This is a genomic window from Micromonospora sp. CNZ303 (assembly GCF_004345505.1).
The window spans coordinates 21,935-47,041 of record NZ_SLVT01000016.1; the positions used below are offsets into that span (position 1 = coordinate 21,935).

Here is a 25,107-nt window from a genome sequence, read left to right on the forward strand (position 1 = left end):
GACGGACCAGTCGAGGGCCGGCGCCAGGCTCTCGGCCGCCGGCCAGCCGTTGACCACGGAGAGCAGCCGCAGGTGACGCAAGACGGTCGCCGTCAGGCGGTGCCGTCGAGCTCGGCGTAGCCGCGGCGGGCGGCATGCAGGGCGGCACGGGCGCCGAAGGGCGCCTCGGCGGCGACGCGCTCCGGCGGGGCGCCGCCGGTGTGCCCGGCGCGGATGAGCCAGGCCAGCTCGACGAGCTGGGCGTGCTGCGCGCGTACGAACGCGGCGTCGACCGGCTCGCCGTGCCCCGGCACGACCACGGTGGCCGGGGTGGTCGTCCGCAGCAGCTCGGCCACCGTGTCGGGCCACTGCAACGGGTACGACTCCTCGAAGGCCGGCGGGCCGCTCTGCTCCACCAGGTCCCCGGCGACCAGCACGTCGACGTCGGGCACGTGCACCACCAGGTCACCGGCGGTGTGCCCGCGACCGGGGTGGCGCAGCACCACCCGCCGGCCGCCCACGTCGAGCACGGTCTCGCCGTGCACGGTGTGCGTCGGCGCCAGCAGCTCCGTCCCGGCCACCTCGGCGGCCAGCGCGGGGTGCGCGTCGCGCAGTTCCACGTACGCCTCCCGACGCAGCCGGTCCGGCACGCGCATCGCCTCGGCGGCCAGCTCGTGGGCGTACACCGGGCAGGGCGGGTCGGCGGCGAGGGTCGCGTTGCCGAAGCAGTGGTCGAAGTGGTGGTGGGTGTTCACCAGCGTCCACGGATGGGGGGTGACCGCCCGGGCGGCGGCGGCCAGCTCGGCGGCCTGCCCGGCGGTGGAGAGCGTGTCGACCAGCAGCGCGGCCCCGTCGCCGACGACGAGCGTGACGTTGACGTGCAGCAGCGGCTCGCGCAGCACGTGCACCCCGTCGGCGACCCGCGCGAAGCGGGCGGTCACGACGACCGCGCGGCGCGTTCCACGAAGCGCTGCCGGTCGACCAGCACCCGCTCCACCCGGCCCTCGGCGACCGTCTCGTCGCCGTCGCTGACGCTGACCTCGAAGTACAGCCGCCGCCCCTCGACCGCGGTCAGCCGGGCCTGCGCCACCACCGTGCGCCCCACGGGGGTGGCCGCCCGGTGGTCGAGCTCGACCCGGGTGCCGACGGTGGTCGACCCGCCGGGCATCCGGGCGGCGGTGGCCGCCACCGTGGCGGCCTCGGCGAGGGCGAGCACCCGGGGCGTGCCCAGGACGGGCACGTCTCCGGAGCCGACCGCCTGGGCGGTGTCGGTGTCGGCGACGGTCAACTCCACCCGGGCGGTGAGGCCCGGGGCCAGCGCGGGCTCCGGCTGCTCCTGCATGGCCAAAGCCTAGACGAGGCGGCGGCGGGCGGCGGCACGTGCGCGTCGGTCGCCGCCACCGGCGCACACCCCCGTGGGCGGCGCGGGCACCGGTGCACCGGGCCGCCGGTCCCGCTGCGCCTGCCGGTCCCGCCGCGCCCGCCGTACCGGTCTGCCGCGCCTGCCGGTCCCGCCCGCGCCCGGAAGGACGGCGCGGCCGGGTGGTCGGCGTGGGTCGATGCCGCCCGCGCCGCTAACCTTGACCGCGATGTCTGTCGCGACCGACTCCCAGCCCCCTGCCCGGACCGAGCCACCCGCCGCACCCGACGGCGGGCGTCGTCGCGTGGTCGCGATGACACTCTGGGGGCTCGCCTTCGTCGCCGGCTGGCTCGGCATCGGCCTGCCGACCGACCCGGCGTACGCGTTCCTGTGGATCTGGGCGGGGACGATCGCCTGGAACAGCAGCCGGCCGTGGCGCAGCCACCTGCGCTTCGCGCGGGACTGGGTGCCGGTGGTGCTGCTGCTCGCCGTCTACAACCTGTCCCGGGGCTTCGCCGACAACGGCGCCACCCCGCACGCGTACGAGCTGATCGTCGCCGACCGGGTGATGTTCGGCTGGGCGACGGGCGGGCAGGTGCCGACGACCTGGCTCCAGGAGCACCTCTACCGGCCCGAGGTGCACTGGTGGGACGTCGCCGTCAGCTGGGTCTACTTCTCCCACTTCGTGGTGGCGCTGGCCGCCGCGGCGGTGCTCTGGCTGCGGGACCGGGGGCGGTGGGCGGCCTTCATGCGCCGCTGGGGCTTCCTCTGCGCCACCGGCCTGGTGACCTACTTCCTCTACCCGGCCGCCCCGCCCTGGTGGGCGGCGCAGAACGGGCTGCTGGAGGAGGTCGCCCGGATCTCCACGCGCGGCTGGAAGGCGTTCGGCATGCACGGCGCCGGCAACCTGCTCAACGCCGGGCAGATCGCCTCCAACCCGGTGGCCGCGATGCCGTCGCTGCACACCGCGTTCGCGCTCTTCGTGGTGCTGTTCTTCCTGCGGCAGACCCGCCGACGCTGGTGGCCGCTGCTGCTGGCGTACCCGCTGGCGATGACGTTCACCCTCGTCTACAGCGGCGAGCACTACGTCATCGACGTGCTCGTCGGCTGGGCGTACGTCGGGATGGCCTTCCTGGTGGTCGGCCTGGCGGAGCGGTGGTGGGCGGCCCGCAAGGCCCGGCGGTCCCCGGCGGACCCCGACCCCGACGCTGCTGAGGCCGAGCCGACCGACCCGCCGGCCGCCGCCGAGCCGCCGCCGGTCACGGCCACGCGCTGAACCACCCGCGTGCGGACGGGCGTGGTCAGCCCGCCCGGCGGGCCGCGCGCGAGCGGGCCGTCAGCTCCGCCGCCAGCGCCCACGCCTCGGCCAGGTCCCGGTCCCGGGCGGCCGCGCCGGCGCCGCCGGCGGTGTCGGCGTGCACCGTCGCCAGCCGCAGCCGCCGCTGCGCCGGCCCCTGCACGACCCGCACGCTCTGGATCCGGGCGTACGGCACGAGCGCCAACTGCCGGGTGAGCAGGCCGGAGCGGACGGCGAAGACCCGGTCGTCGAGCCCGGCGCCGAGCACGCCCCGGCTCAGCGGGTTGAGCCAGCGGGCCCGCGTCGGCGGCGGACTCAGCGGCAGCGCGGCCAGCCGCACCCCGGGCAGCACCTCGGTCACGATCGCCTCGCCGGTCGCCAGGTCACCGACGGGGAGCAGCCGGTCCGGCCGGTTGCGCTCGTCGGCCTCGCCGGCGGAGTAGCCGGCCACCTCCAGGCGCAGCCGCAGCCAGCCCTTGACCCGCCACAGCAGCGGCCAGGTCACCCCGACGGCCTGCACCCGGTCCAGCGGCACGGTCTGCGCGCGGGTCTCCAGCAGGCCGTTGCGGATCCGCAGCGTGCCCCCGTCCCGGGCGAGCCGGAAGTTCCAGTCGTCGAGCACCCGCCGCACCGGTTGCAGCAGCACGCCGGCCATGGCGGTGAGGGTGCTCGCCACCGCGACGAACGACCAGGAGTCCTCGGAGAGGAACTGCGCCACCACGAACGCGACGCCGAACGGGATCATGAACGCCTGCGGGGTCAGCAGCTGGCTGACCAGCAGGTCGTTGTTGGCCACCGCGTGCAGGGGCCGGCCGGGCGGCGGTGCCGGGGCCCTCGCAGTTCCTGCGGCCACTTCCGCCGGCGGTGCGCCCGGCTCGGCCGTGATCCGTCCGGCGAGGGCGAGCAGCCGCTGGCGCAGCGCGGTCGCCTCGGCGACGCTGAGGTAGGCCAGCGGCGCCTCCGTCTTGCCCCCGCCCACCACCTCCAGCCGCAGCTCGGCCAGGCCGGTGAGCTGGGCGAGCAGCGGGCGGACCACCTCGACGGCCTGGAGCCGCTCCAGCGGGATCGCCCGGGTGCGCCGCCAGAGGAGGCCCTCGTGCACCCGTAGCTCGCGGCCCACCACGTGGTAGCCGGTGTGGTACCAGCTCACCACGGCCAGCACGGTGGCGCCCAGGGCCAGCACCACCGCCATCAGCGCGAACCAGCCGAAGCCGACCCGCGACAGCGTCGACCACGACAGGCCGGCGATCACCACGACCAGGGACTTGGCGCCGTGCAGGGCGGGACTGAGCGGGTGCAGCCGCTGCCGCGGCTCGCCGCCCTCGGGCGCCCCGGCGGGCCAGACCGGCCCCGGCGGGATGCCCGGCTCCGCCGGGGACGGTCCGGCGTGGTCCGTGCCCCGGGCGGCCGGGTCGCTCACAGGCCCTCCGCCCGGTCCTCGCCCAGCGCGGTGAGCCGGTCGCGCAGCCGGGACGCCTCCGCCGGGCGCAGCCCGGGCACCCGGGCGTCGCTCGCCGCGGCGGCCGTGTGCAACTGCACGGTGGCGAGCTCGAACGCGCGCTCCAGGGGCCCCGCACTGACGTCGACGAACTGCATCCGCGAGTACGGCACGATGGAGAGCCGCCGCACCAGCAGCCCGTGCCGGACCAGCAGGTCGTCCTCCCGCTCCGCGTAGCCCCAGGCCCGTACGGCGCGGACGATCGTCACGCCCCGCAGGACGCCGAACAACAGCACCACGCCGAGTGCCGCGCCGAGGAAGCCGCTGCCGCTGAACGCCCAGCCGACGCCCAGCCCGAGGGCGAGGACGACCAGCACCAGCGCCAGGCGGATCAGCTCCACCCAGATCAGGTCGGACGAGATCGGCTGCCAGCGGACGGTGTCCGGCCACGGCTCCAGGGGGCCCGCCGGCGGAAGGGGTGGCGCCGGCGGCGGGCCGGCGGACCCGTCACTGTTCACCGGGGACATCCGTTGTGCGCGCTCACCCTTCGAGCGTAGGCGATCCGGGCGCCGGTACGACCTCCCGGAGGAAGCCGCGGGCGTCGAGGAAGTCGCCGAGGGTGGCGCGGTGCTCGGTGCACGCGAGCCAGGTCTTGCGCCGGTCGGTGTCGTGCAGCCGGGGGTTGTTCCACCTCAGCGCCCAGTGGGCGGGGGCACGACAGCCGCGGGACGAGCAGACCAGCGGCTCGTCGGCGGGAAGGGGGCTGCTCATCCCGGCCAGTCTAGGGCCGGTGGCGGCATCGGAAGTTTGAGCGCCGGGCGGCCACGGGGGGAGCCGCCCGGCGACGGGTGAATGGTACACGCGCCGGGCCCGTCCCTGTCCACCCGTGAGCGGCGATTCCGTACCGTGCGACGGCGTGGCGGGCCCGAGACCCGGCATCGGGGACGGGACGGCGAGAATCGGCTTCTCCCCACCTCGGCACTCAGCCGGGCATGCGAGTCTTGATACGCACCACGCCGCGCGACAACCGATCATGCTGTGGAGGACCGGTGGCCCAGCCGACCACGCCCGACGCCCCGACGCCGAACGGGACGGGCCCGGAGACACCCGAGCCGGTGACCACGCCGGCCGAGGACGCGACCCTGCTCGAGCGGGCGCTGTTCGAGATCAAACGGGTGATCGTCGGGCAGGACCGGATGGTGGAGCGGATGTTCGTCGCGCTGCTCGCGCGGGGCCACTGCCTGCTGGAGGGCGTGCCGGGGGTGGCGAAGACCCTCGCGGTCGAGACCCTCGCGAGGGTGGTCGGCGGCTCCTTCGCGAGGGTGCAGTTCACCCCCGACCTGGTGCCCGCCGACATCATGGGCACCCGCATCTACCGGCAGTCGAGCGAGAAGTTCGACGTCGAGCTGGGTCCGGTGTTCGTCAACTTCCTGCTCGCCGACGAGATCAACCGGGCGCCGGCCAAGGTCCAGTCGGCCTTGCTGGAGGTGATGAGCGAGCGGCAGGTCTCCATCGGCGGCGAGAGCCACCGGGTGCCCGACCCGTTCCTGGTGATGGCGACGCAGAACCCGATCGAGCAGGAGGGGGTCTACCCGCTGCCCGAGGCCCAGCGGGACCGCTTCCTCATGAAGATCGTCGTCGGCTACCCGACCGACGCCGAGGAGCGGGAGATCGTCTACCGGATGGGGGTCGCCCCGCCGCAGCCGGCGCCGGTCTTCACCACCCCCGACCTGATCGCCCTGCAACGCAAGGCGGACCAGGTCTTCGTGCACAACGCCCTGGTCGACTACGCGGTCCGGCTGGTGCTGGCCACCCGCGCCCCGGCGGAGCACGGGATGCCGGACGTCGCCCAGCTCATCCAGTACGGCGCCAGCCCGCGCGCCTCGCTCGGCCTGGTCCGGGCCACCCGCGCGCTGGCGCTGCTGCGCGGCCGGGACTACGCCCTGCCGCAGGACGTGCAGGACATCGCGCCGGACATCCTGCGCCACCGGCTCGTGCTCAGCTACGACGCGCTCGCCGACGACGTGCCCGCCGACCACGTGGTGCACCGGGTGATGTCCACCATCCCGCTGCCCTCGGTCGCGCCCCGGCAGCAGGCCACCCCCGCCCCCATGCCGACCTCCGCGCCGCCCGGCGCCGGGTGGCCCGGGCAGCGTCCGTGACCTCACCCGCCCGTCGGCCTGCCGACGTCCCCTCCGACCGCACCGAGGCCGTCCTGTCGCGGCTGCAACTGATGGTCACCCGCAAGCTCGACGGCCTGCTCCAGGGCGACTACGCCGGCCTGCTGCCCGGGCCGGGCAGCGAGGCGGGGGAGTCCCGGGAGTACCGCCCCGGCGACGACGTACGCCGGATGGACTGGCCGGTCACCGCCCGCACGACGATGCCGCACGTCCGGCGTACGGTGGCCGACCGGGAGCTGGAGACGTGGCTGGCGGTGGACCTCTCGGCGAGCCTGGACTTCGGCACCGGCCGGTGGCTCAAGCGCGACGTCGTGGTGGCCGCCGCGGCGGCGCTGGCCCACCTGACCGTCCGGGGCGGCAACCGGATCGGCGCGGTGATCGGCAGCGGCGGCGGGACGAGTGCGCCGGCCCGCCGGTGGCGCGCCGCGCCGCCGGTCGCCGGCCCGGACGTCTACACCCGGCTGCCCGCGCGCTCCGGCCGCAAGGAGGCCCACGCGCTGCTGCGGGCGATCGCCGGCACCGAGATCCGCCCCGGGCGCAGCGACCTGGGCACGCTCGTCGACATGCTCAACCGGCCGCCCCGGCGGCGGGGCGTGGCGGTGGTCATCTCCGACTTCCTCGCCCCGCCGCAGCGGTGGTCCCGGCCGCTGCGTAAGCTGCGCGTCCGGCACGACGTGGTGGCGATCGAGGTGGTCGATCCCCGGGAGCTGGAGCTGCCCGACGTCGGGGTGCTGCCGGTGGTCGACCCGGAGACCGGCGAGCTGCACGAGGTGCAGACCGCCGACCCGCGGCTGCGCCACCGCTACGCCGAGGCGGCGGCCGCCCAGCGGGCGGAGATCTCCGCGGCGCTGCGCGGCGCCGGCGCGGCCCACCTGCGACTGCGTACGGACCGAGACTGGCTGCTCGACATGGTGCGTTTCGTCGCCGCGCAGCGGCACGCGCGCACCAGGGGGACGACACGATGATCCGCTTTCTGCAACCGTGGTGGCTGCTGGCCGTGCTGCCGGTGCTCGCCCTCGCCGCGCTCTACGTCTGGCGGCAGCTGCACCGCCGGGCGTACGCGATGCGGTTCACCAACGTGGACCTGCTGCGCACCCTGGCGCCGAAGGGGCTGGGCTGGCGGCGGCACGTGCCGGCGACGGCGTTCCTGCTCTGCCTGCTGGTGCTGGCGACCGCGCTGGCCCGGCCGTCGGTCGACACCCGGGAGCCGCTGGAGCGGGCCACCGTGATGCTCGCCATCGACGTGTCGCTGTCCATGCAGGCCGACGACGTGGCGCCGAACCGGCTGGAGGCGGCGCAGGAGGCGGCCAAGCAGTTCGTCGGCGAGTTGCCGGAGAGCTACAACCTGGGGCTGGTCTCGTTCGCCAAGTCGGCGAACGTGCTGGTGCCACCGGGCAAGGACCGGGACGCGGTGACCAGCGCGATCGACGGGCTGGTGCTGGCCGAGGCGACGGCGACGGGCGAGGCGGTCTTCACCTGCCTGGAGGCGATCCGGTCGGTGCCGGCCGACGGCGCGGCGGGGATCCCGCCGGCCCGCATCGTGCTGCTCTCCGACGGCTACCGCACCTCGGGCCGGTCGGTGGAGGAGGCGGCCGCCGCCGCGCAGGCGGCGAACGTGCCGGTCTCCACCATCGCCTTCGGCACCGACTCCGGGCAGGTGGACATCGGCGGCCAGCTGCAACGGGTGCCGGTGGACCGGCTGGCCCTGGCCGACCTGGCCGAGGCCACCGAGGGCTACTTCTACGAGGCGGCGTCGGTGAGCGAGCTGAAGCAGGTCTACCAGGACATGGGCAGCTCGATCGGGTTCCGCACGGAACCCCGCGAGGTCACCCAGTGGTACGCGGGGGTGGCCCTGCTGCTGGCACTCTGCGCGGGGGCCCTCAACCTGCTGTGGTCCTCGCGGATGCTCTGACGCGCGGGTGCGGGGTGGCCGGCGGCCGGGTGCGCGCCCCGGCGGTCGGTGCGCGGCGCCGCCGGTGGTCAGTGTGCGGCGCCGCCGGCGAGGACGAAGACGACGGCCACCCAGACGGCGGCGAGGGTGAAGCCCAGCGGGGCGACGTAGCGGCTCATGGACGGCTCCGGGCGGCGACTGGACGGTCCGCGCGTGCGGGGGCGGACCGCAGAGGGGTGGGTCGGGACGCGCACACGAAGTCGTGACCGGGCGGCTCCCGGCGCGGCGCGGCCGACCGGCGCGGGGCCGGTGACCGGGCGGGGCGGGGAGCGGGAGCTGGGTCAGCTCACCTGCTGAGTCGTGGCTCAGCAGGGCTGACGTTCGGCCCGGCCACGACTGGGAGGATCGCTATCTCGCACAGCGATCACCTCCTGCGGTCGGCGGGGCCTGGAAGCGGACCGCGCGGCCCGCAAACGCGGATCATCGTACACCCGCCGGTCGCCGTCGCCGCACTCGGCCGAGCGGCCGGACGGACCTCGGCCGAGGGGCCCGCGCGTCGCCGGCGGGGGCGGGGCAGGGGCCGACTCCGGGCGACGCCGCGCCGGTCCGGACGTGCACGGCGTTAGCGCTTACCTGCCGGTAACGCCTAGGCTCCGACCGACCGGGAGATCACTGAACTACAGGGGGAACCGTGGCCCGTACCGTCCTGGTGACCGGCGGCAACCGGGGGATCGGCCTGGCCATCGCGCAGGCCTTCGCGAAGCAGGGCGACCGGGTGGCGGTGACCCACCGCAGCGGCGAGCCACCCGAGGGGCTGTTCGGGGTCCGCTGCGACGTGACCGACTCCGCGTCGGTCGACGCGGCGTTCGCCGCGATCGAGGCCGAGCTGGGACCGGTGGAGGTGCTCGTCGCCAACGCCGGGATCACCGACGACACGCTGCTGCTGCGGATGTCGGAGGAGCAGTTCACCCGCGTGCTGGACACCAACCTGACGGGCGCGTTCCGGTGCGCCAAGCGCGCCTCGGGCAAGATGCTGCGCGCGAAGTGGGGCCGGATGATCTTCATCTCCTCGGTGGTCGGCCTCTACGGCGGCCCCGGTCAGGTCAACTACGCGGCGAGCAAGGCCGGCCTGGTGGGCGTGGCCCGCTCGATCACCCGCGAGCTGGGCAGCCGCAACATCACGGCCAACGTGGTCGCGCCCGGCTACGTGGAGACCGACATGACCGCCGGCCTGCCCGAGGACCGCAGGACCGAGTACCGCAAGGCCATCCCCGCCAACCGGTTCGCCCAACCGGACGAGATCGCGGGCGTGGTCACCTGGCTGGCCGGCGACGCCGCCGGCTACGTCTCCGGCGCCGTCATCCCGGTCGACGGCGGCCTCGGCATGGGCCACTGACAAGCGGTCACTGAGAACTACGGAGGAATCCCTGCATGTCCGGACTGCTCGCCGGTAAGCGGCTGCTGGTCACCGGCGTCATCACCGACGCCTCGATCGCCTTCTCGGTGGCGAAGCTCGCCCAGGAGAACGGGGCGCAGGTCGTGCTCACCGGCTACGGCCGGCTCTCCCTGGTGGAGCGGATCGCCAGGCGGCTGCCCGAGCCCGCCCCGGTGATCGAGCTGGACGTGACCGACGCCGACCACCTCGCCGGGCTCGGCGACCGCGTGCGCGAGCACGTCGACGGCCTGGACGGGGTGGTGCACTCGATCGGCTTCGCCCCGCAGAGCTGCCTCGGCGGCGGCTTCCTCGACGCCCCCTGGGAGGACGTGGCGACCGCACTGCACGTCTCCACGTACTCCTACAAGTCGCTGGCCATGGCGGCGCTGCCGCTGATGTCCGCCGGCGGCGCGGTCGTCGGCCTGACCTTCGACGCCACGAAGGCGTGGCCCGTCTACGACTGGATGGGCGTGGCCAAGGCCGGGCTGGAGTCCGCCTCCCGCTACCTGGCGCTGCACCTGGGCAAGCAGGGCATCCGCAGCAACCTGGTCGCCGCCGGACCACTGCGCACCATCGCCGCCAAGTCGATCCCCGGCTTCGAGCAGTTCGAGGAGGCGTGGGCCGAGCGCGCGCCGCTGGGTTGGAGCCTCACCGACCAGGAGCCGGCGGCGCGGGCCTGCCTGGCGCTGCTGTCCGACTGGTTCCCGGCCACCACCGGCGAGATCGTGCACGTCGACGGCGGCTACCACGCCATCGGCGCCTGACGTGTAAGGAAGGGCCCCTGCAATCGCATTCTGCATAGCAGAGGGCCCTTCCTCACACCCCGGGCAAGGGGGCGCGCCCGGCGGGGACGGGCACCGGGAAGAATGGGAGCCATGGCGTACGACGCGGTGGTCCTGGTGTCCTTCGGCGGACCGGAACGGCCCGAGGACGTGATGCCGTTCCTGCAGAACGTGACCCGGGGGCGGGGCGTGCCGCCGGAGCGGCTGGCGGAGGTCGCCGAGCACTACCAGCACTTCGGTGGCGTCTCGCCGATCAACGAGCAGTGCCGGGAGCTGCTCGCGGCAATCCGGGAGGACTTCGCCGCCAACGGCGTCGACCTGCCGGTCTACTGGGGCAACCGGAACTGGGATCCGATGCTCGCCGACACCGTGGCGCAGATGCGCGACGACGGCGTCACCCACGCCCTGGCGTTCGTGACCAGCGCCTTCGGCGGCTACTCCTCCTGCCGGCAGTACCAGGAGGACATCGCCGCCGCCCGCGCGGCGGTCGGCCCCGATGCCCCGCTGATCGACAAGCTCCGCCAGTTCTGGGACCATCCCGGCTTCGTCGAGCCGCACGCCGACGCGGTGCGGGCGGCGCTCCGCCGCCTCGACCCGGCGAAGCGGGACGGCACCCGGCTGGTGTTCACCGCGCACTCGGTCCCGAACTCGATGGCCGCGAACGCCGGCCCGCACGGCGGCCGGTACGAGGCGCAGCTCGCCGAGGTCGCCCGGCTGGTCCACGCCGCGGCCGCCCCGGACCTGCCCTGGGACCTGGTCTGGCAGAGCCGCTCCGGCCCGCCGCAGGTGCCGTGGCTGGAGCCGGACGTCAACGACCACCTGCGTACGCTGGCCGACGCCGGCACCACCGGCGTGGTGGTCAGCCCGATCGGGTTCGTCTCCGACCACCTGGAGGTGGTGTGGGACCTGGACACCGAGGCGCGGGAGACGGCCAGGCAGCTCGGGCTGGACTTCGTCCGGGCCGCCACCCCCGGCACCGACCCCCGGTTCGTGGCGATGGTCCGCGAGCTGGTCCGCGAGCGTACCGACCCGGACGGGACCGGCCTGCGTCGCCGACTCGGCGAGCTGCCCATGTGGGACACCTGCCCCACGGTCTGCTGCGTCCCGGCGCGCCGCCCCACCGCCGCCGCCCCGGCCTCCGGGCGCCCGACGCCCTGATCCCCATGACCGACGGACCCGCGTCGCCGCCACGGCGTACCGCCAGCCACACCCCGGCGTCCCCGCGGGCCCGCAGCGCGGAGACTCTGGCCGTGCGGTGACCGCGACGCCCACCGCACCCCGGACCGCCGGGCCTCGTCCCACGAGGTCCCGCCTCGTCGCCCGGGCACTGTCCGAGGTGCTCTCGCCGCCCCTCCTGCTGGCCGTCACCGGCGTCGTGGTCGCCGTGGAGACCGCGACGACCCCGCCGCGCGGACTGCTGGCCGGCGCCACGGCCCTGCTGTTCGGCGGCGTACTGCCGATGGTGTGGATCCTCACGGCCGTACGCCGCGGCGGCCTCACCGACCACCACATCACCCAGGTCCGGCGGCAGCGTCACCTGCCCCTCGCCGTGTCCCTCGCGTGCGTCGTCGCCGGCGCCGCTCTCCTGGCGGCGATGGGCGCCCGGCCCGTCGCCGCATTGTTCCTGCTGACCGCGGCCACCCTGGTGCCCGCGATGGTGCTGACCGTGTGGTGGCAGGTGTCCATCCACTCCGCGGTCGCCGCGGCGACCGCGCTGTTCCTGATCGCACTGTGGGGGCCGTGGGCGGCGGTCGGCCTCGCCGTGGTGGCCGCGCTCGGCTGGTCCCGGCTGGAGTTGCGTGCGCACACCCTGCCGCAGGTGGTCGTCGGGGTGGCCCTCGGCGTGGCCGTCGGCGCGGGGGCGTGGCCGCTGCTCGCCTGACCGGTCCCGGCGCGCGTCGGCCGGGCCGGGACCGCTGCGACCTGGGGGCGGTGTGACCGCGCTCGCGATCAGGGGCGCAGCGGGGCGTTGCAGGCGGCCACCAGCGCCTGCCGGCAGGCGGTGGTCAGCGGGCGCAGCGCGGCGTCGCGCTGCTGGGCCTCGTAGTTGTTGATCGCGCCGCCCGGCGCCGCGTGCCCGGCCAGCGCGAGCACCCGGTCGAGCACGGCGGCCCGGGCGAAGAGCCGCCGGGCCCGCGGGTCGAATCCGGGCGGCAGGTCGGTGGCGCCGTCCGGCCGGCGCAGCGCCTCCAGCGCCCCGGCCAGCTCGGGTCGCCACTGCGCGACGTCCAGCCGGGTCAGTGCGGCGGTCGTGTCGGCCAGGGCCACCGCCAGCTCCGCCTCGGCCTCGGCCGCGCCGGGCAACGCGAGGGAGGCGGCCGGGGCGTCGGCCGGCAGCGGGTAGACCCGCCAGAGGACCGTCTCGAAGGTGTCGCCGGAGCCGGACGTGTGCGTGCGCACGTGCGGGATGAGCCCGAGGCCCCCGGCGACGACCGCCTCGCCGGCGACCAGCGCCGCGCCGGCGAAGTCGCCCGGCCCGGGCAGCCCGCGCGGGTCGCCGGGCGCGGGCAGCACGAGCCGGATCTCGTCGGGCGAGAGCTTCGCGAGGGTGGGTAGCGCCTGGGGCAGGGGAACGTCGGTCCAGGTGCCGGGCGCGTCGGCGACCAGGTGCTCCTCGTCGCCGGCGATGGCGTCGGCGACCTCGTCGAAGGGCACCAGCCCGGCGCGCCACGCGCGCACCCAGGCCACGAACCGGCTGGACCGGCGCGGTGTGAGAGTGGCCGCGCCCGCTGCGGGGGTGGACATGCCGAAAGGGTACGTGGTCACCGCCGCCCCTGTCTCGACTGCCGCTCCGACTGTCCCCACCCCCGCTGATCATGCGTCCCCCCACCCCGTCGATCATGGAGTTGTGGTGGGCGGATCGTCGACCTCTGCCCCTTTCGCGGGGCACCACAACTGCATGATCGCCGCAGCGAGGGCGGGGGCGGGGTGGGGGCGCGGCGTGTCGGGTGCGGGGGTCGGGGTGGGGGGTTAGCTTGATCGGCATGGGGCGGTACGCGGACGATGTGCTGGCGGGGGACTGGCGGCGGCGGAAGGTCACGCCCGAGGTGGACGCCGAACCGGACCTCGTGGTCGAGGACGCCGACTCCGGCTTCTGCGGGGCGGTGGTCGGCTTCGAGGCCGGCGCGGTGGTGCTGGAGGACCGGCACGGCCGGCGGCGCAACTTTCCGCTGCTGCCGGCGGCGTTCCTGCTCGACGGGCGCCCGGTGACGCTGCGCCGGCCGACCCGCGCCCCGGTGCCGGCCGCCCGTCGCCGCACCGCCTCCGGCTCGATCGCCGTCGACGGCGTACGCGCCCAGGTCGCCAGGGCCAGCCGGATCTGGGTGGAGGGCATCCACGACGCCGCCCTGGTCGAGCGGATCTGGGGCGACGACCTGCGCATCGAGGGCGTGGTGGTGGAGCCGCTGGACGGCATCGACGCGCTCGACGCCGAGGTGCGCGACTTCGCCCCGGGCCCCGGCCGGCGCCTCGGCGTGCTCGTCGACCACCTGGTCGCCGGCTCCAAGGAGAGCCGGATCGTCGCGAAGGTGACCTCCCCGCACGTGCTGGTCACCGGGCACCCGTACGTCGACGTGTGGCAGGCGGTCAAGCCGGCGGCGCTGGGCATCCGGGCGTGGCCGGTGGTGCCGCCGGGACGCCCGTGGAAGGAGGGCGTCTGCGCCGCGCTCGGGGTGGCCGAGCCGGCGGACATGTGGCGGCACATCCTGTCCCGGGTCGACAGCTTCGCCGACGTGGAGACCCCGCTGATCAACGCGATGGAACGCCTGATCGACTTCGTCACCGAACCGGCCTGAGCGCCGTTCCCCCAGCCGCAGCCGCAGCCGCAGCCGCAGCCGCAGCCGGAGCGCCGAGAGCCGGAGCCCGGCCCGCCCCGCGTCAGGGTCGTCGCCTGCCGCGGAGCGGAACGTGGGCGGTCAGGGCTCCTGGTCGGGGGTGCGGGTGAAGACGAAGGTGGCGATGTCGAGCGCCACCGCCCGCCCCGACCCGTCACGCAGCACCGACAGGATCTCGCCGTTCTCCGGGCCGGAGCGACCCCGCCAGCGGTCCGGCCCCTCCGGGACGAACACGCTGACCCGCTCGCCGCGCACGTAGACGACCAGCTCACCCGCGTTCGCGTCCCAGGTCACGTCGAGCGACGCCCCCATCCACCACCAACGACCGGTCACCTCGTCGACCTCGGCGGGCGGGGGAGCGGCGGCGGGCCGCCAGGGCTGCGGGAACGCCGGCTCGGCGTCCAGGACGGTGGTGAGGATCCGCAGCGCGAGCCCGCCGATCCCGCCGGTGCGGAAGCCGTACGAGTTGGCGAAGCCGACCACACCGGTGCGCGACGGGCGGTGCACCGCCAGGGCGGCCACGTAGCCGGGCATCGAGCCGCCGTGCCCGACGTACACCCGCTCGCCCTGCCGGTAGAGCTCCAGCCCGAGGCCGTGCCCGCCGGTCCACGAGTCGATGTCGCTGATCGACACGGGGACGCACATCTCGGTCAGCGTCTCCGCCGCCAGCACCTGCGGCGCGGGGGTGGCCAGGAAGGCCGCCCACCGGGCCAGGTCCTCGGCCGTGGACCAGAGCTGCCCGGCCGGGGCCATCGCCCCGGTGTCGGTACGCGGCTCCTCCCGCAACGTGTCGTGCCAGGGGTGCACCACGTAGCCGCGGGCGAACGGTTCGGTGGCCGCGTACGTGGTGCGGCGCATGCCGAGCGGCTCCAGCACGCGCTGGCGCAGCAGGTCGGCCCAGCCGGTGCCGGTGATCCGCTCCAGCACGCCGCCGAGCAGCCCGTACGCCAGGTTGGAGTAGTGGTAGGCCCGGTGCGGGGGATAGGCGATCTTCTCGGCGCTCACCCCGGCCAGCAGGGTCGACAGGTCCCCGACCTCGGCGCGCTCCCACCACTGCCCGTCCGGCTCGCGGCGCAGGCCGCTGGCGTGGCCGAGCAGCTGCCGCAGGGTGAGCGTGCCCACGCCGGTGCCGGGCAGGTGCTTCTCCAGCGGGTCGTCCAGGGCCAGCCGGCCGGCGTCGCGCTCCTGCATGACCAGGGTGGCGGTCATGGTCTTGCTGATCGACCCGAGGCGGTACTGGAGGTCGGCGGCGGGGCGCGGGTGCTCGCCGGCGGTGGCGAGGTGGGTCAGCGCGCCGTCCCGCACCACGCCGATCAGCAGCGACGGCGTACGGCCGGCGGACTGTGCCCCGGCGACGAGGGCATCGACCTGGCGGGTGGTCTCGGGCAGCAGGGACAAGGGCTCTCCTCGGGGGATTCCGGTGCCGTCGGGGTGGGCCGCCGGCGTGCCGCCGAGCTTACTGATCTTCGCGGGTGGGCTCCACGTGCTTGGACGTGTCACGATCGGGGGGTGGACGCCGTGTTCTGGATCGTGCTGGGTGTCGTTCTGGCGGTCGCTGAGATCTTCACGACGACACTGTTTCTGATCATGTTCGCGGTCGGGGCCCTGGCCGCCGCGGGAGCGGCGGCGCTCGGCGCCCCGGTCGAGGTGCAGGCGATCGTCTTCGCCGCCGTGTCGGCGCTGACGGTGCTGGGTGTGCGGCCGACGCTGCGCAGGCACCGCCGCTCGGCGCTGGAGAGCGGCGAGCAGCCGTTCGGCGTGGAGGCGATCGAGGGCAGCACGGCGCTCGTGCTGGAGCAGGTCGACGCCGGGCAGGGCATGGTGAAGATCGACGGCGAGCTGTGGCAGGCCCGCTCCTACGACGCGAGCCAGCACTTCGCCCCGGGGGACCGGGTGCAGGTGATCCAGGTGCGGGGTGCGACCGCCCTGGTGTGGCGGGACGACGTTTCTCCTTCCGGGGAGCTACCCGAAGCGAAAAGGTGAGTACATGGAACTTGTGATCCCGGTCCTACTGATGGCCATCGCCCTGATCGGGGTGATCACCCTGGCCAAGGCGGTACGGATCGTGCCGCAGCAGCGCCAGGACGTGGTGGAGCGGCTCGGCAAGTACAAGCGCACCCTCAACCCGGGGCTGAACATCCTGGTTCCGTTCGTCGACGCGGTGCGTACCAAGGTCGACCTGCGGGAGCAGGTGGTGAGTTTCCCGCCCCAGCCGGTGATCACCTCCGACAACCTGGTCGTCTCGATCGACACGGTGCTCTACTTCAAGGTCGTCGACTCGGTCCGCGCCACGTACGAGATCTCGAACTTCCTCCAGGCCATCGAACAGCTCACCGTCACCACGCTGCGCAACGTGATCGGCTCGCTCGATCTGGAGCGGGCACTGACCAGCCGCGACCAGATCAACCGGCACCTGTCCGGCGTGCTGGACGAGACCACCGGGCGGTGGGGCATCAAGGTCACCCGGGTGGAGCTCAAGGCGATCGAGCCGCCGGCGAGCATCCGCGACTCGATGGAGAAGCAGATGCGCGCCGAGCGGGACCGCCGGGCGGCGATCCTGAACGCCGAGGGGCACAAGCAGTCGCAGATCCTCACGGCCGAGGGTGAGAAGCAGTCCGCGGTGCTGCGCGCCGACGGTGACCGGCAGGCCCGGATCCTCCAGGCCGAGGGTCAGGCGAAGGCGATTAAGACGGTGTTCGACGCGATCCACCAGGCGAACCCGAGCCAGAAGGTGCTCGCCTACCAGTACCTCCAGGCCCTGCCGCAGATCGCCAACGGCACCGCGAACAAGGTCTGGATCGTGCCGGCCGAGCTGACCAAGGCGCTGGAGGGCATGGGCGGCGCGCTCGGCGGGCTGAGCCGGATGGTCGGCGACGAGCCGGCGCCGGAGGCGGCCGGCAGCGCGGGCGAGGTGGAGCGCGAGGCGGCCGAGGCCGCGCAGGCCGCGGCCGCCGCCGCCCAGCAGATCCACGACGAGGTACGCGTCGCCGAGGCGCAGGCCTCCGGCGGCAAGCCGCAGGGGCTGCCGGCACCGGAGCCGGTCTCCCCGGCGAGCCTGCTCAACGACCCGGCCGACCAGCGCGAGCGGGCCTGACCGGGGCCGGGCGCGATCGCCCGGAAATGCGAGAACCACTCATGGGGCGCTCCGTCGCCTGCCACCATCGGTCCTAGGACGGGCGGTGAGCAGGCATCGGGGCGCCCCGGCGCGTCCCGCACCGCTCGTCGGACGAGCGAGGTGACGCATGAAGGATCCGGCGAAGCGGGTACGCTCCTCGGCCCCGGTGCCCGGTGCGCACGATCCCACCGGGCCGCTCGGCAGCCGGCGTACCGGCGGGGGGTTCGGGGTGCTGCCCTTCGTCGAGCCGACACCGGTCGGGCCGGCCACGAACGCCACCTGGGCCTGGTCGCTGCGCCGGCTCGCCCGGGGCGCGGTGTGGCTGCTCCCCGCGTACGCCATCCTCTATGCCGTCGTGGCGATGGGCAGCGACGGCGGGGTGGGCAACGACCCGTACCCGGCCGACGGTCGGCCGCTCTACCTGGTGGGCTGGGTGGCGGCGGTGTGGCTCGGGCTGCTCGCCCTGCTGGCGCTGACCGGGATGCTGGCGGCGACCCGCAGCCGCCGGGCGGCCGTCGCCGGCCTGCTCGTCTCCATCGCCGGCACGGTGCTCATGCTCCCCTTCGCGGGGCTCGCGGAGCAGACCCCCGTCTTCGGCACCACCGCGCGGATGCTCGTGCTCGTCGGCGCCACCTGCTACAGCCTGGGCTGGCTGCTGACCGGCTGGTCGGTGGCCCGGTCCGGCACGTTCAGCATCGGTGACGGCGTGATGCTGATGATCGCCGCACCGCTGCTGGGCGTCGGCGGCGCGCTGATCGGCTCGTTGCAGACCTTCGGCGCGATCTTCGTGCTGATCGCCGGCATCGGCGTCGGCTACCGCTCCGGCCGCCTGGTGCCCCGGGACATCGCCCGCGACGCCGCCAGCGCGAGCCTCGCCACCGCCGCCGCCCCGGCCACCCCCGGCCCGAACGGCCCCCTGCCCACCTGACCCGTCGCACCGGCCCCGGCGGCCACGGGGAGCCGTGCGGGCGCGGCCGGACCGTCATGGCCGGACCGGGCGGTCATCGCCGGGGCGGGTGGTGGCCACGGGGTTCGCGGTGGCCGAGGGGGCGGTGGGATGGGAAATCGCTGGTCACGGGCGGTGAAATTGCTGACAACCGGGCCGCGGGGGTGGTCGGTCGGCCCGTTACGTGGCAATCCTGGGGACCATGGCCCCACCCCGCCCGCCGCTGTCGCGGCTGTTCACCGTGCTGCTCGCCGGCGTGCTCGCCGGCCTCGTCCTGGCGGTCGCCGCGCTGCCGGGAAACCTGCTGCTCGGGTTCGCCGCCAAGGCCGCGGTCGGGTCGTACGCGGGGCTTCCCGAGGCCCTACGCACCCCGGCCACGCCGCAACGGTCCTACCTCTACGCCAACGACGGCAGGACGCTGATCACCACGTTCTACGACGTCAACCGCACCGACGTGCCGCTCGACGAGATCGCGCCGGTGATGCGGCAGGCGATCGTGGCGGCCGAGGACCGGCGTTTCTACGATCACGGCGGCGCCGACCTGCGCGGGCTGCTGCGGGCCGTGGTGTCGAACGTCTCCGGCGGCGGCCAGCAGGGCGGCTCCACGCTGACCATGCAGTACGTCCGCAACGTGCTCAAGACCGACCCCGGGCGCACCGCCGAGGAGCGCGCCGCGGCCACCGAGCAGACCGTCGGGCGCAAGATCCAGGAGATCCGGTACGCCTCGGCGCTGGAGCAGCGCCTGAGCAAGGACGAGATCCTCAACGGCTACCTGAACATCGCGTACTTCGGCTCCGGGGCGTACGGCATCGCGGCGGCCAGCCAGCGCTACTTCGCCAAGTCCCCGGCGGAGCTGACCCTCGGCGAGGCGGCCCTGCTCGCCGGGCTGGTGCAGTCGCCGGAGGCGTACAGCCCGATCGACGGCGACGCGGACGCCGCGCTGGAGCGGCGCGGCTACGTACTGGACTCGATGGTCGCCACCGGCGCGATCAGCGCCGAGGAGGCCGCGCGGGTCAGGACCGAGAAGCTGACGCTGCGCCCCACGGCCCAGCCCAACGGCTGCACCGCCGTGGCCGAGGGCCACGACGACTGGGGCTTCTTCTGCGACTACCTGCGGCAGTGGTGGCTCGCGCAGCCGGAGTTCGGCGCGACCGTCGAGGAGCGCGAGCAGGCCCTGCGCCGCGGCGGCTACACCGTGGTGACCTCGCTGGACCCGAAGATCCAGGCCACCGCGCAGAAGCAGGCCACCAGCGTCTACTCCTACGACAACAAGCGCGCGCTGCCGATCGCCGCCGTCGAACCGGGCACCGGCCGGGTGCTGGCGATGGCGGTCAACCGGCACTACAGCCTCGACGCGAACCCGGACGGGCAGGCCAACCGCCCCAACACCGTCAACCCGCTGATCTCCGGCGGCGACAGCGTGGCCGGCTACCAGGCCGGCTCGACGTTCAAGCTCTTCACCATGCTCGCCGCGCTGGAGGCCGGCAAGCCGCTGTCCACCGGCTTCGACGCGCCCAGCCGGCTGCCCACCCGGTACGACGCCGAGGGCGAGGGCAGCTGCGACGGCCGGTGGTGCCCGGCCAACGCCAATCCGGAGTGGATGGACGGCTACCGGATGATGTGGGACGGCTTCGGCCGCTCGGTGAACACGTACTTCGTGTGGCTGGCCGAGCAGGTCGGGCAGGAGAAGGTGGTCGAGATGGCGAAGCGCCTCGGCATCACCTTCCGGGCCGACGCCGACGCCACCCTCGCCGAGAACGACGCCGCCGACTGGGGCTCGTTCACCCTGGGCGTCACCGCCACCACCCCGCTCGACCTGGCGAACGCGTACGCCACGGTGGCCGCCGAGGGCACGTACTGCGCGCCGCTGCCGGTGGTCTCGGTGACCGCCGCCGACGGCGAGAAGGTGCCGGTCGGCGACCCGTCCTGCCGCCGGGTGCTCGACGCCGACGTGGCCCGGGCCGCCACCGACGCCGCCCGCTGCCCGGTCGGCCAGCAGTCCACGCTCGCGCAGTGCAACGGGGGCACGGCCACCTCGGTGAACCGGATCCTCGACGGCCGGCCGGTGGCCGGCAAGACCGGCAGCTCGGAGAAGAACGCCACCGAGACCTTCGTCGGCTTCACCCCGCAGGTGGCGGTCGCGGGCATCGCCGCCAACCCGGACGACCCGACCGACTCGGTGGGCGCGGCCGTGCAGGCGCGGGTGATCGACGCGGTCGCCCGGGTCATCGGCACCGCCGTCGCGGGCGAGCCGGAGAAGAAGTTCGCCGCCCCCAGCCGCGAGCTGGTCGGCGACCCGCGCCGCCCGGTGGAGCGCCCGCCGGTCGAACAGCGCCGCCCGTCCGAGGAGCGGCGGCCGTCGGCCCCGGACGATCAGCGCCTGTCCGACCTGCGCCGCTGGCTGGAGCGCCGCGGCTGACCGCGGGCACGACCGGGGATAACCGCCCCCGGGCTTGCCCGCCGCCGCCCTACTGCACCAGCAGGGACGCCGGCATCGGTCCCGGTCCCGGTCCCGATGTCGGCCGGCCGCCGGGACCGGAGATCAGCGGGAACGGGCGAGAGCGGCCCGGACCACCTGGTCGAGGGCGGCGCCGACGTCGACCGGGTCGCCGTCCGCGTCGATGACGGTGAACGAGCCGAACTCCGGCAGCCCCCGGTAGCTGGTGTCCAGGGACCGCAGGTGGGTCAGCTCCTCGGTGTCGATGCCCCGGGCCAGCACCCGTTGTTGCGCCCGTTCGGGCGAGACCATCAGGAAGCAGACCAGATTCGGTCGCGGGAAGATCGCGTACGCCAGCCGGACCAACCGCCCGCCCCGGTCGCCGCGGGCCCGCATCACCACGTACTGGCACCAGGACCAGCGGTCCATGACCGCCGTCCTGCCGGTCAGCCGGGCGGCCAGCACCGCCCGGGCGATGGCGAGCCAGCGTACGGTCGCCTCGATGGTCACGTAACCGGTGCGGCCGAACAGGTGCGGCCCGTCGCGGCGGCCCAGCGCCTGCGCGAGCCGGTTCCAGAGGGGCCGACCGCCAGCGTTCTCGAAGTAGCTGGCCGGCACCCCGGCCGCCCTGAGCCGGGTGGCCAGCGCCTTTGCCTGGGTGGTCTTTCCGGCCCCGTCGACGCCGATCAGCGCAATGATCATCGGACGGCGCATGAGCGGCACGGTAGCCGCCCCGGACAAGCCCCAGGAAAAATCTTGAGAAAGTGGTGCCGGGCTGTCGGATCCGTCGAGGCCGTTCCGACCACCTGGCGAACGCGCCCACGAGGGGGCGTCAGGGGGCCAGGAGGAGCAGCGCCATGCGGAAGATCGTCTACGGGGTGCACCAGTCGCTCGACGGGTTCATCGAGGGGCCGAACGGCGAGTTCGACTGGCCGGAGATGGGCCCGGAGCTGTCCGCGTTCTCGCTGGAGCAGTGCGGCCGGGCCGGCGCGCTCGTCTACGGCCGCCGGGTCTGGGAGTTCATGGCCGCCTACTGGCCGCAGGCGGAGTCGATCTCCGACCACCCGCACGACCTGGCGTTCGTGCCGATCTGGCGGCGGACGCCGAAGGTGGTGCTCTCGCGCACGCTCACCGAGGCCGATCACGGCGCCCAGGTGGTCGGCGGCGGGGACCTCACCAGGGAGGTGACCGCGCTCAAGGAGCAGCCGGGCGGTGACCTGCTGCTCAACGGTGGCGCCGAGGCCGCCGCCGCGCTGACCGACCTCGGCCTGATCGACGAGTACCAGATCTTCGTACACCCGGTGGTGCTGGGTGGCGGTAAGCCGGTCTTCGCCGCCACCGAGCGGATGAAGCTCCGCCTGGCGGAGTCGCGGACCTTCGACGGCAGGTCCGTGCTGCTGCGGTACCACCGGGCCGGCTGACGCCGGACTGCCCGGGCCTCGGCTGAGGGCTGCGGCGACCGCGCTGGGTCGCGGCGACCGCGCTGGGTCGTGCCGCGCGCTGGGCCGCGCCTGGCCGTGCCGCGCCGCGCCGACCGGGCCGGGCCGGGCCGGGTCGTCCGGGCCGGCCGGTCAGCCCCGGCCGCGTCCCGGGCGGAGGGTGGCGACCGCCGTGGGCAGGCCCCGCCGGATGATGCCCGCCCAGTCGGTGTCGCCGCGCAGCACGGCCGCGGCGGTGTTGCGGGCCTGCTCGGCGGTGAAGTGCGGCGGCAGCATCAGCTCGGCCGGGTCGACCAGCGCGTTGACGACCACGGGCCGGTCCGCGCCCAGCGCCCGCTCCCAGACGCCCGGCACCTGCTCCGGCGCGTCGACCAGTTCGCCGTGCAGACCCAGTACCTCCGCCCACCGGTGGTAGCCGATGTCGGGCAGTTGCTGGCTGTCCGGGAACATCGGCGTGCCCTCGCTGGAGCGCTGCTCCCAGCTGACGAAGGCCAGGTCCCGGTTGTTGAGCACGAGCACCACGAAGCGGGGGTCCGACCAGCTCCGCCAGTACTTGGCCACCGTGATCAGCTCGTTGACCCCGTTCATCTGCATCGCGCCGTCGCCGATCAGGGCCACCAGCGGGCGGTCCGGGTGGGCGAACTTGGCGGCCAGCGCGTACGGCATCGCGCCGCCCATCGAGAGCAGGGTGCCGGAGAGGCTGGCCAGCATGCCGGGGCGGACCTGGAGGTGCCGGGCGTACCAGGCGGTCGTGGTGCCGCAGTCGACCGAGATCATCACGTCGTCGGGGAGCCGGTCGCTGAGGGTGGCGAAAAGCAGCTGCGGGTTGACCGGGTCGGCGGCCTGCCCGGCCAGTTCCCGCTGCGTACGGCGCCAGGCGGTGGTGGCCTTGCCGATCGTCGCCCGCCAGCGGGTCGGCCCCGGGCCGGGGCCGAGCTCGCGCAGCAGGGCCCGCAGGGTGGGGGCGGCGTCCCCGGTCAGGTTGACCTCGGTCGGGTACCGCAGCCCCAGCTGGGTGCCGTCCCGGTCGATCTGCACCGCCCGGGCCTGCCCCTGCGGCGGGTAGAACTCCGAGTACGGCATGTTGCTGCCCACGATCAGCAGCCGGTCGCACTCGTTCATCAGCTGCCAACTGGGCCGGGTGCCGAGCAGGCCGATCGCGCCGGTCACCCACGGCTCCCGGTGGTCGACCGCGGCGAACCCGAGCAGCGCCGCCGCCACCCCCGCGCCGAGCCGGTCGGCGACCGCGCGGACCTCGTCCACCGCGCCGAGCGCGCCCTGCCCCACCAGCATGGCGACCCGCTCGCCGCCGCCCAGCACCTCGGCGGCCCGGCGCAGCTCCGCCTCCGGCGGCACCGTCGGGCCGCTGCTGGGCACGTCGCTGGTGCGGTAGTAGCCGTGCGCGTGCGGTGGCTCCGGCACGGCCGGCGCGTCCTGGATGTCGGACGGCAGCACCAGCGCGGTGACGGTACGCCGGGCCAGCGCCGTGCGGCAGGCCCGGTCGACCAGGTGGCGGACCTGGCTGGGGTGGTCGAGCTGGGCCAGGAAGGCGGCGGCGACGTCCTTGTAGAGGGCGAGCAGGTCCACCTCCTGGTAGTAGCCGCCGCCCTCGGCGGTGAGCGCGGTGTGGCCGACCAGGGCGACCACCGGCTGGTGGTCCAGCTTGGCGTCGTACAGGCCGTTGAGCAGGTGGATCGCGCCGGGGCCGCTGGTCACCAGCGCGCAGCCGAGTGGCCCACCGCCGTACTTGACGTGCGCCGACGCCGCGAACCCGGCGGTCTCCTCGTGGCGGACCTGGACGAACTGCGCCCGGTCCCGGGTGCGTTGCAGCGCCGAGGTCAGGCCGTTGATGCCGTCGCCGGGATAGCCGAAGTAGCGGCGGACGCCCCAGCCGGCCAACCGGTGCACGATGTGGTCCGCGACGGTGGCGTCGCGGGGCAGCGGACCCAGGTCGACGCGCCACCCGTCCGGCTGGTCGATGCGGGCCGGTCCCGGCGTGCCCATGGGACGTGCGTTCACCTGACTGTCCTTCCGTCGCTCCGCCGCTCCGGCCCGCCATTCCCGTCTTTCCCGGGACAAAACGCCACGGGGTGCCCCGGCGTCGGGTGGCCCGGGGCGGCTGCGGTGCGTCCGGCAGAATCGGCGGGTGCCCATCCACCCGATCACCGACCCCGACGACGACCGGATCGCCGACTACCGCGCGCTCACCGACGTCGAGCTGCGTACCCGCTGGGAGCCGCCGCACGGCCTGTTCATCGCCGAGGGCGAGCTGGTGCTGCGCCGGGCGCTGCGCGCCGGCTATCCGGCCCGGTCGTACCTGGTGGATGCCAAGCGGGTCGACCAGCTCGCCGACCTGGACACCGGCGACGCCCCCGTCTATGCCGCCACGCAGGACGTGCTGCAACGGGCCACGGGGTTCCACGTGCACCGGGGCGTGCTGGCGTCGTTCCGGCGCAAGCCGCTGCCGCCCGCCGCCGAGGTGCTGGCCGCCGCGCGGCGGGTGGTGATCCTCGAGGACGTGAACAACCACACGAACCTGGGGGCCATCTTCCGGGCGGTGGCCGCGCTCGGCGTGGACGCCGTGCTGCTCTCGCCGACCTGCGCCGACCCGCTCTACCGGCGCAGCGTCCGGGTCAGCATGGGCGAGGTCTTCGCGATCCCGTACGCGAAGCTGGAGCCCTGGCCGGACGCGCTCGGCGACGTCCGCGCGGCCGGCTTCACGGTGCTGGCGATGACCCCGGCGCCGGACGCGGTGCCGATCCAGCGGCTCGACGCGGCGCAGCGGGCCCGCGCGGCGCTGCTCATGGGGGCCGAGGGCGCCGGCCTGACCCGGGCGGCGATGGACGGCAGCGACGTCCGGGTGGTGATCCCGATGCGCCGCGGCGTCGACTCGCTCAACGTCGCCGCCGCCACCGCCGTGGCCTGCTGGGAACTGGGCCGCGACGACCCGGCCTAGTGTCCCGCTTCAGCCGCGG

The 25,107-nt window shown here is 74.8% G+C and carries 24 protein-coding genes; 15 read left to right on the forward strand and 9 right to left on the reverse strand.

The features are described 5' to 3' along the window. Nucleotides 1-92 precede the first annotated feature (92 nt). Both EV374_RS23075 and EV374_RS23080 read right to left on the reverse strand, forming a co-directional pair. Nucleotides 93-920 carry an MBL fold metallo-hydrolase gene (locus tag EV374_RS23075; protein ID WP_132238721.1) on the reverse strand — a complete coding sequence of 276 codons (828 nt, stop codon included), beginning with the start codon at nucleotides 918-920 and terminating at the stop codon, nucleotides 93-95. Then, on the reverse strand, nucleotides 917-1,321 hold the full coding sequence (locus EV374_RS23080; protein ID WP_132238723.1) for a thioesterase, FlK family: 405 nt from the start codon (nucleotides 1,319-1,321) through the stop codon (nucleotides 917-919). Before EV374_RS23080 ends, EV374_RS23075 begins: the two co-directional genes overlap by 4 nt. A 247-nt stretch (nucleotides 1,322-1,568) precedes the next feature. Between EV374_RS23080 and EV374_RS23085 the strand changes: the two genes are divergently transcribed. After that, nucleotides 1,569-2,615 carry a phosphatase PAP2 family protein gene (locus tag EV374_RS23085; protein ID WP_132238725.1) on the forward strand — a complete coding sequence of 349 codons (1,047 nt, stop codon included), beginning with the start codon at nucleotides 1,569-1,571 and terminating at the stop codon, nucleotides 2,613-2,615. 25 nt (nucleotides 2,616-2,640) lie between these two features. Here EV374_RS23085 and EV374_RS23090 read toward each other — a convergent pair whose 3' ends face one another. Genes EV374_RS23090 through EV374_RS23100 form a run of 3 tightly spaced genes read right to left on the reverse strand, consistent with a single transcriptional unit; the run spans nucleotide 2,641 to nucleotide 4,845 of the window. Then, nucleotides 2,641-3,996 (reverse strand): PH domain-containing protein, encoded by a 1,356-nt coding sequence (locus EV374_RS23090; RefSeq protein ID WP_486485924.1) that lies wholly within the window; start codon nucleotides 3,994-3,996, stop codon nucleotides 2,641-2,643. A gap of 56 nt (nucleotides 3,997-4,052) precedes the next feature. Next, complete coding sequence (locus tag EV374_RS23095; protein ID WP_486485905.1) at nucleotides 4,053-4,592, reverse strand: PH domain-containing protein; 540 nt, start codon at nucleotides 4,590-4,592, stop codon at nucleotides 4,053-4,055. A 22-nt stretch (nucleotides 4,593-4,614) separates the two neighbouring features. After that, nucleotides 4,615-4,845, reverse strand: coding sequence for a hypothetical protein (locus EV374_RS23100; RefSeq protein ID WP_132238731.1), 231 nt, complete (start codon nucleotides 4,843-4,845; stop codon nucleotides 4,615-4,617). Between the two features lie 278 nt (nucleotides 4,846-5,123). On the opposite strand from EV374_RS23100, the gene EV374_RS23105 reads away from it, so the two are divergent. The 7 genes from EV374_RS23105 to EV374_RS23135 all read left to right on the forward strand — a co-directional run bounded on the left by EV374_RS23105 (nucleotide 5,124) and on the right by EV374_RS23135 (nucleotide 12,244). Further along, a complete protein-coding gene (locus tag EV374_RS23105) occupies nucleotides 5,124-6,236 on the forward strand; it encodes an AAA family ATPase (protein WP_132238733.1) in 1,113 nt (370 codons plus the stop codon). Further along, nucleotides 6,215-7,219: a DUF58 domain-containing protein gene (locus EV374_RS23110; RefSeq protein ID WP_132238734.1), complete on the forward strand. Its 1,005-nt coding sequence runs from the start codon at nucleotides 6,215-6,217 to the stop codon at nucleotides 7,217-7,219. The genes EV374_RS23105 and EV374_RS23110 overlap by 22 nt, the downstream gene beginning before the upstream one ends. Then, nucleotides 7,216-8,166 (forward strand): VWA domain-containing protein, encoded by a 951-nt coding sequence (locus tag EV374_RS23115; protein ID WP_132238736.1) that lies wholly within the window; start codon nucleotides 7,216-7,218, stop codon nucleotides 8,164-8,166. Before EV374_RS23110 ends, EV374_RS23115 begins: the two co-directional genes overlap by 4 nt. Nucleotides 8,167-8,836: 670 nt before the next feature. Continuing rightward, the gene (fabG, locus tag EV374_RS23120) at nucleotides 8,837-9,541 is read left to right on the forward strand and encodes a 3-oxoacyl-ACP reductase FabG (protein ID WP_132238738.1); all 705 of its coding nucleotides are present in this window, start codon (nucleotides 8,837-8,839) and stop codon (nucleotides 9,539-9,541) included. Nucleotides 9,542-9,576: 35 nt separating this feature from the next. Continuing rightward, on the forward strand, nucleotides 9,577-10,344 hold the full coding sequence (fabI, locus tag EV374_RS23125) for an enoyl-ACP reductase FabI (RefSeq protein ID WP_132238740.1): 768 nt from the start codon (nucleotides 9,577-9,579) through the stop codon (nucleotides 10,342-10,344). A gap of 111 nt (nucleotides 10,345-10,455) precedes the next feature. Then, nucleotides 10,456-11,520 (forward strand): ferrochelatase, encoded by a 1,065-nt coding sequence (locus EV374_RS23130; RefSeq protein ID WP_132238742.1) that lies wholly within the window; start codon nucleotides 10,456-10,458, stop codon nucleotides 11,518-11,520. A gap of 178 nt (nucleotides 11,521-11,698) precedes the next feature. Further along, entirely contained in the window at nucleotides 11,699-12,244 is a 546-nt protein-coding gene (locus tag EV374_RS23135) for a hypothetical protein (RefSeq protein ID WP_486485906.1), read from the forward strand. A 68-nt stretch (nucleotides 12,245-12,312) separates the two neighbouring features. On the opposite strand, the gene EV374_RS23140 is transcribed toward EV374_RS23135, so the two are convergent. Beyond that, nucleotides 12,313-13,107: a hypothetical protein gene (locus EV374_RS23140; RefSeq protein ID WP_132238744.1), complete on the reverse strand. Its 795-nt coding sequence runs from the start codon at nucleotides 13,105-13,107 to the stop codon at nucleotides 12,313-12,315. A gap of 239 nt (nucleotides 13,108-13,346) precedes the next feature. Here EV374_RS23140 and EV374_RS23145 point away from each other — a divergent pair, with 239 nt between their 5' ends. After that, nucleotides 13,347-14,156 carry a DUF3097 domain-containing protein gene (locus EV374_RS23145; RefSeq protein ID WP_132238746.1) on the forward strand — a complete coding sequence of 270 codons (810 nt, stop codon included), beginning with the start codon at nucleotides 13,347-13,349 and terminating at the stop codon, nucleotides 14,154-14,156. Nucleotides 14,157-14,276: 120 nt separating this feature from the next. Here the strand turns inward: EV374_RS23145 and EV374_RS23150 are convergent, their stop codons facing one another. Beyond that, the gene (locus EV374_RS23150) at nucleotides 14,277-15,593 is read right to left on the reverse strand and encodes a serine hydrolase domain-containing protein (protein ID WP_132238748.1); all 1,317 of its coding nucleotides are present in this window, start codon (nucleotides 15,591-15,593) and stop codon (nucleotides 14,277-14,279) included. A 111-nt stretch (nucleotides 15,594-15,704) separates the two neighbouring features. Between EV374_RS23150 and EV374_RS23155 the strand changes: the two genes are divergently transcribed. From EV374_RS23155 to EV374_RS23170, 4 genes are all read left to right on the forward strand, one after another. Further along, nucleotides 15,705-16,178: an NfeD family protein gene (locus EV374_RS23155; protein WP_132238750.1), complete on the forward strand. Its 474-nt coding sequence runs from the start codon at nucleotides 15,705-15,707 to the stop codon at nucleotides 16,176-16,178. A gap of 4 nt (nucleotides 16,179-16,182) precedes the next feature. After that, nucleotides 16,183-17,289, forward strand: coding sequence for an SPFH domain-containing protein (locus EV374_RS23160; RefSeq protein WP_132238752.1), 1,107 nt, complete (start codon nucleotides 16,183-16,185; stop codon nucleotides 17,287-17,289). 148 nt (nucleotides 17,290-17,437) lie between these two features. After that, nucleotides 17,438-18,238 (forward strand): hypothetical protein, encoded by an 801-nt coding sequence (locus tag EV374_RS23165; protein ID WP_132238754.1) that lies wholly within the window; start codon nucleotides 17,438-17,440, stop codon nucleotides 18,236-18,238. A gap of 220 nt (nucleotides 18,239-18,458) precedes the next feature. Next, the gene (locus EV374_RS23170; RefSeq protein WP_132238756.1) at nucleotides 18,459-20,675 is read left to right on the forward strand and encodes a transglycosylase domain-containing protein; all 2,217 of its coding nucleotides are present in this window, start codon (nucleotides 18,459-18,461) and stop codon (nucleotides 20,673-20,675) included. 123 nt (nucleotides 20,676-20,798) lie between these two features. Here EV374_RS23170 and EV374_RS23175 read toward each other — a convergent pair whose 3' ends face one another. After that, the gene (locus tag EV374_RS23175; RefSeq protein ID WP_132238758.1) at nucleotides 20,799-21,407 is read right to left on the reverse strand and encodes a nucleoside/nucleotide kinase family protein; all 609 of its coding nucleotides are present in this window, start codon (nucleotides 21,405-21,407) and stop codon (nucleotides 20,799-20,801) included. Between the two features lie 143 nt (nucleotides 21,408-21,550). Between EV374_RS23175 and EV374_RS23180 the strand changes: the two genes are divergently transcribed. Continuing rightward, nucleotides 21,551-22,114 carry a dihydrofolate reductase family protein gene (locus EV374_RS23180; RefSeq protein WP_132238760.1) on the forward strand — a complete coding sequence of 188 codons (564 nt, stop codon included), beginning with the start codon at nucleotides 21,551-21,553 and terminating at the stop codon, nucleotides 22,112-22,114. 150 nt (nucleotides 22,115-22,264) lie between these two features. On the opposite strand, the gene EV374_RS23185 is transcribed toward EV374_RS23180, so the two are convergent. Further along, nucleotides 22,265-24,136 carry a thiamine pyrophosphate-requiring protein gene (locus EV374_RS23185; RefSeq protein WP_132238944.1) on the reverse strand — a complete coding sequence of 624 codons (1,872 nt, stop codon included), beginning with the start codon at nucleotides 24,134-24,136 and terminating at the stop codon, nucleotides 22,265-22,267. 115 nt (nucleotides 24,137-24,251) lie between these two features. Here EV374_RS23185 and EV374_RS23190 point away from each other — a divergent pair, with 115 nt between their 5' ends. Then, nucleotides 24,252-25,088 carry a TrmH family RNA methyltransferase gene (locus EV374_RS23190; protein ID WP_132238762.1) on the forward strand — a complete coding sequence of 279 codons (837 nt, stop codon included), beginning with the start codon at nucleotides 24,252-24,254 and terminating at the stop codon, nucleotides 25,086-25,088. Nucleotides 25,089-25,107: the final 19 nt, after the last annotated feature.